The following is a 5,981-nucleotide window of genomic DNA, read 5'->3' as shown; positions in this document are numbered from 1 at the left end:
TCAACGGTGTTTTGTTGGTCGTGACGGTATCGCCAATCGTCGTGCCTGCGACGTCCTTCACTTCGTTAATCGTCGGTTGCACCAACTCGACTACGGTAAAAATCCAGACACCCGAATCCACCCCCGGCCTCACCTCGACCCTGATCGGATGCTCTGATTGACTCAAGTCGATCAGCTCGCACAGCCAGACACCGTCCTTTCCAGTCGTGACGCTGTCGATGTGCTGCTCGCCATCAAAAACTTTCAATTCCTGGTAAGGCAACGCTGTGCCTTCAAGTTTTACCCTGGTATCCCTGGTCTTGCTGCCATGGGGGACAGGCTTGCCGTTGGAGTCTGTCACCTTCTCGATCGTGGGTTTGCTGGCCTGCACCGCCACCGTAAAACTCCGCGGTGCGGACTCTGCCGGCCGATCATCGCCATAGCGCCCCACGGCTTTCAAAACATGTTCTCTATTGCTGAACGTCTTCCTCAGCTCCCAGATACCATCGTAAACCCTGAGCAAAGCCACTGAAGTCTTGCGATCAAAGATCTCGACTTCGTAACCATCCTCTGCCTTGCCTTCCAGCTTCAGGTCGCCATCCAGCGTTGTTTCGCCCTCGCCCACAGGCTCGCCCTTGCTGTCTTTCACTGTATCGATGGTGGGTGCCTGCAACTCTTCCACCMGGAATTTCCAGACATCAGACGTCAGCCCCTTGGGCCCCTCGACGAAAATCTTGTGGTCTGACTCGCTTAAGCGTTCGAGCCTGTGCTCCCAATCGCCCTGTTCATTGGCCGTGGGGTTGCCCACAATCGATTCTCCATCAAAAATCTCGAGAAGCTGATTGGGCTCGGCGCGGCCTTTGAGTTTGACCGTGGTGTACTTGGTCGTACCGGGGTTGGATATCTCGACACCCTTGAGATCGATCACCGTGGTGATCTCAGGCTTTGCTACCTCGACATTTTTAACAGTATAAATTCGCTCCTCGAAAGGGAACGCCTGAGTCCTGTCGTCTTCCTTATTCAGTGCGACCTCGACGAAGACCTTCAACAGCGAGCCATTGAGTAACGCCTTGAAGTAGTCGTAAGGCACCTTCACCTCGCGATAACCTTGATCGAGCCAGTCGTCATCCACCGGCTCCGATTCCATCACGGAGTACGGGTGATCTCCACCACCGGCGTTCTTGCCCTCCAGGTCAACCCAGCACCGTTGATTTTTGGCCCACAGCGGCCAGCCTCCAAGATATACCGTGCACTCGGCAGTGTTACTGGTCAGGTCCAGTTCTGGGCCATGACCGTTGTCCTGAGCCTGGGGGATCCGGGCGGCTTTCAACTCTTCTCGGGGCAGGGGGAGCACGTTGAGAATCCGCGGATCAGAGGTTTTTTCGATCTCGTCTTTACGCAGGATGGTGTAGGTCATCCACATTTTTTTGCCCAGAAGAAACGCAACGGCATCATTCCCCAAATTCACACGCCTGGGGTTTGACGACCCTAGACGCACCGGCCAGCTCTTGGACTTTCCACCTTCCGGGGTGCCGGGCTCACCAATCGTTTCGACATAGATCATGTCATCGGGATCCAGTTTATCCGTACGTATCAGCACTCCGAACGCGTCGATGGTGCTGAATGAGTCCAGATCATCGTCACCCACCGTCGGATAGACGTCAAAACTGTCGAGATCCGGGATAGGGGCGTGTGTTTCGGGTGCGTTAACTTTAGCGGTCATGAGCAATCTCCATTTCGCAAGAGTCGCCGCAACGTGAGCGGCAGCGTTGACGCCATCTAACACCTGGCTCCAAGGCGCTGGCCACTGTCAGAAATAACAGGTAGGCCGCAGTTTCCGACCAGCGGTGAGGAGCGCTTGATAGTCAGATATGAACGTGCAGGCGAAAGCAGCTCCGGGTGATTGCACGCAAAGGCGTGTTCCGGATTTTGTGTAAACGAGCACGYTAAAATGCAGCTTCGCCACTGCACAATGATGCAGACGAAGGGTAACGGCAGACCATCAATCTGCCGTGCTGTACGCAATGAACCAGTGCTACTTCGTCATGAAATACTCAAACATGCGGCTGATGTCAGACGATTCACCCGCAACCTCTTGTCTCACCAAAATGTGCTTTCTGCCAGTGCCGAAATCGAAGTCAAATTCGAATTCCCAAGTGCCACTGCCTGGYGTCATCTTGGCGGTGCCCAATTCACTATTGTCATGATTCAGCACTCGAACCGATATCGCCTCCGTCCAACAGGTTCCTTTGATCGTATTCCGCCCTACTTTCAAGCGCTGTTGATCACTCGGACTGGTAATCGCCGGTGCACAGCGTGCCTCGGTGACTCGGAACTGACGCAGTAAAGTTGGCTCAGAAGGCACCCCTCCCACGAATTCCACGACCTTGACATGCTTGTCGCCTGCATCCMAAATGCGGCTATAGTACCAATGCGTGATATCGTCACTGTTGATAATGGCATCGGCCAACTTGCTATTGTCATGGCTCCACAATTCAACCCTGGCGCCCGCCGAACACTTCCCCTCAAGATACACACGGCCGACAATGTATGTGCGTCCGTTTAAAGGCGCAATAATCGTCGGCATTTTGAGGGCTGGCGCGACCGCTCCCGTGTCCTCTCCCTCTCCACTGTCAGATAGGCTGGTTGCTGGTTTGTTGGACGTGGGTTCTTCTCGGGCAGTCATGATCTCGATACTCCTGTTACCCGGCACAATTGCCTGCGGCTTCTGGGGCACTTCTATCTCCGACACACGCGTAAAGCTACCTGTAAAAACTGACAGTCCAGACGAACGGTTATCAGCACAAGCAACGCTGATACCCCCCATGGCGATATTGACCCCGACCTAGTATTTCTTACAGTAGCCAGCCTCAAGCATCAGGTATCCAATGAGTCGCGAGGGCTCACCCACGTCAAGAACCTTCAAGCATTCAGGGATGAGTCACGATCTCAATTTATGGAGAACCGGTTCAATGACAACGTCCATCCAAAGCCCCATCGCCGCCAGCATAGTGGCGTCCAACAATCCCGCTAACGGATATCAAAACCCGCGCTTTCCCTGGCTCGACATGAGTCCCGCCGCACTGCACGCTGAACCTACAGCCGGTTTTGTCTACGTCCTTAGCGCAAGTACGCGCATCCTCATCGACGATGAGAGCCTGCGTCCTTTGGCGACACGGTTGGCATTCGGATTCGCCCTCGCCGCCGGGCTCGAAAAACAGCCTGCCATTGTGTCAGGGAATAGCCCTGCGCCGGGTGATGTAAAGCTGACACTGTCCGACCCGGATACCGCCGGTGTTCCAATTCCGGTCAAAGGCGCACCCGAGGCCTACCGAATCGATATCACCAGCACCGTCCACGTCACCGCGAAAACCCTGCAAGCCATGGCCCTGGCACTGACGACCTTGCATAAAGCGGCACAGGTTTCGACCAGTCTTGAATCTGGGTTTGTAATCGATGCCCCTAAATTTGGCGAACGCTCGGTGCTGATCGATGTGGGCCGCAAGTATTACAGCGTTGAATGGATGATAGACCTGCTGCATGAGATGGCCTGGAACAAGCTCAACACCCTGTATTTGCACCTCACCGACAATGAGGGGGTACGGGTCATCTTCCCTTCCGCCCCGGACACCGCCAGCCCCGATGCCTGGAGTGCAGAGGACCTCAAGAAAATCCTCGTTACAGCAGCGGCCCTTCACATTGAGGTCGTCCCCGGGATCGAATGGCCTGGGCATATGCAGTGGATTCTGCAAAATAAGCCGGAATTTCAGCTGCAGCTTTCAGGCGGCACGGTCGTGTCAAAAGCACTCGATTTCAGCATCCCCGCCGCTCGCGAATTTGTCATGGGGCTTATCAACGATCTTCTCAAGATGTTTCCGGATTGCACACGTCTCAATTTGGAGGCCGATGAGTACTTCCTCAGTCCGATCTCTCCGGGCAACACGCCACAACTGGCTCGGTACGCGCGGGAAAATTCCGGGCCGTCCAACGCAGACTCACGGGATGGTGTAAGGAAATTCGTCAACGAAGTCGCGAGACTTGTGCAGCAAAAAGGCAAGGTTGCGCGAATGTGGAACGACGCAGTCGTTGAAAAAGATCAAAAGATTTCTGTGGATAAAAACGTTGTAATCAAGTGCTGGAGTATCTGGGGCAGCACGCGCAACGAGAAAAATGTGCAAGCGTTGATCGATGAAGGGTACAGCGTGCTAAATGYCCACGGTGACTTTTATAACGTCATTAAGTCTGGCTGGGACAACCTTTTTGATCGCCTGCACTCACCCCACGGTATTTATGATCACTGGCGCCCCAACATTTTCATGGACGATGCGGGGCCTGGGCATACCGTCATAGATCCAGCCCATCCCGCCGTGCTGGGGGGGAGGCATACAGGTATGGGCCGACGAAGCGGCGTACATGACACCTGAAAAGGTCTGGTCGCATCTGAAAGAGTGGATGTTGCCACTGGGGCAGCGCGCATGGGGGTCACCGAATGCCGCTCCAGACTATAAATCCCTGTCACTGATCGCCCGTTCGGTTCGCTATGCCCCACCACGCCCTTGATACCTCGGTGGCCAGCTAGAGACTCGGTGCAGCCGAACGCGCTCATCGTCACAAATCCATCATCGCGCTGACACAATGGCGACATGGCCTCAGTCGACACTGAGGCCATGACGACAGCTCTGCATATCACCCTGATCACCGAAACCTTCCCTCCGGAAATCAACGGCGTGGCCAATACCCTTGGCCGCCTGTGCGAGGGTCTGCGCGCGCGCGGGCACCTGGTAGAACTGGTGCGACCGCGCCAGGGCAGCGATCAAACCCGCCTCAGCGACGATGAACTGCTGCTCTGCCGCGGTTGGCCGCTGCCGGGTTATCCGGGGCTGCAATGGGGCCAGTCGTCGATGCACAAGTTGCTCAGGCGCTGGCAGCGTCATCGCCCGGACGTGCTCTACATCGCCACCGAAGGACCGCTGGGGTTGTCGGCCTTGCGCGCAGCGCGGCGGCTGGGTATTTCAGTGGTGAGCGGGTTTCACACCAACTTCCAGCAGTACTCCAGCCAGTACGGCTTGGGACTGTTGACCCGGTTATTGACGCATTACCTGCGCTGGTTCCATAACCGCACCAAGTTGACCCTGGTGCCCAGCACCAGCCAGCGAATGGAGCTGGAACGTCGGCAGTTCGAGCGCCTGGCGCTGCTGTCCCGTGGCGTCGACAGCCAACTGTTCCACCCGGCCAAACGCCTGGGTTCGCTGCGTGAAAGCTGGGGGCTGGAGAACGACGACATCGCGCTGATTCACGTCGGCCGGCTCGCTCAGGAAAAAAACCTCGGTCTGCTCAAACGTTGCTACCAGGCTTTGCAGTCATCTTATCCACAACGACGCATAAAGCTGATCGTGATCGGTGATGGCCCACAGCGTGCACTGCTGGAAAAAGAACTGCCCGACGCGATTTTCTGTGGCTCGCAGCGCGGAGAAGCCCTGGCTTGTCACTACGCGTCCGGGGATCTGTTTCTGTTTCCGAGCCTGACCGAAACCTTCGGTAATGTGGTGCTGGAAGCCCTGGCCTCCGGATTGGGCGTGGTGGCCTACGATCAAGCGGCCGCCGCTCAACACATTCGTCATGGTTACAACGGCGTGTTGGCGATGCCGGGGGACGAAGAAGCGTTTTGCGATGCCGCCCGTTGGTTGCTGGAAGAAGCAGAAACCTTGCGCTGCATACGACTCAACGCGCGTCAGCACGCCAGTCGGCAAGGCTGGGGGGCAATCGTCGAGCAATTTGAAGGACAGTTGCGCGGGGCTTGCGTCGCAGAGCATGGGCCGGTGAGTGCTGCGATATTGCCCTGATTTCTCTGTGGCATTGAGTCAGCCATCGCGAGCAAGCTCGCTCCCACATTGGAATACATACTCCTGTGGGAGCTAGCCTGCTCGCGATGGCGTCCGCCCGAGCGCCGTTTAAACCAGCGTCATCAACGCCTCACGACTGAACGGCAGGATGTCCTGCTC

The 5,981-nt window shown here is 56.3% G+C and carries 4 protein-coding genes; 2 read left to right on the top strand and 2 right to left on the bottom strand.

The window, feature by feature from the left end; translation table 11 throughout:
• The coding region (locus tag AC1DH9_RS19655; RefSeq protein ID WP_477808624.1) for a hypothetical protein at window positions 1-1,702 on the bottom strand (1,702 nt) is incomplete at its 3' end.
• Window positions 1,703-2,014: 312 nt separating this feature from the next.
• On the bottom strand, window positions 2,015-2,665 hold the full coding sequence (locus AC1DH9_RS19650) for a hypothetical protein (RefSeq protein ID WP_477808623.1): 651 nt from the start codon (window positions 2,663-2,665) through the stop codon (window positions 2,015-2,017).
• 286 nt (window positions 2,666-2,951) lie between these two features.
• Here AC1DH9_RS19650 and AC1DH9_RS19645 point away from each other — a divergent pair, with 286 nt between their 5' ends.
• Together AC1DH9_RS19645 and AC1DH9_RS19640 are read left to right on the top strand one after the other, a co-directional pair.
• The gene (locus AC1DH9_RS19645; protein WP_477808622.1) at window positions 2,952-4,403 is read left to right on the top strand and encodes a family 20 glycosylhydrolase; all 1,452 of its coding nucleotides are present in this window, start codon (window positions 2,952-2,954) and stop codon (window positions 4,401-4,403) included.
• A 219-nt stretch (window positions 4,404-4,622) separates the two neighbouring features.
• On the top strand, window positions 4,623-5,822 hold the full coding sequence (locus AC1DH9_RS19640) for a glycosyltransferase family 4 protein (RefSeq protein WP_427544331.1): 1,200 nt from the start codon (window positions 4,623-4,625) through the stop codon (window positions 5,820-5,822).
• Window positions 5,823-5,981: the final 159 nt, after the last annotated feature.

The sequence above is a fragment of the Pseudomonas sp. 05T35 genome, from assembly GCF_056396605.1.
This window is presented reverse-complemented; position numbering and strand designations above follow the sequence as displayed.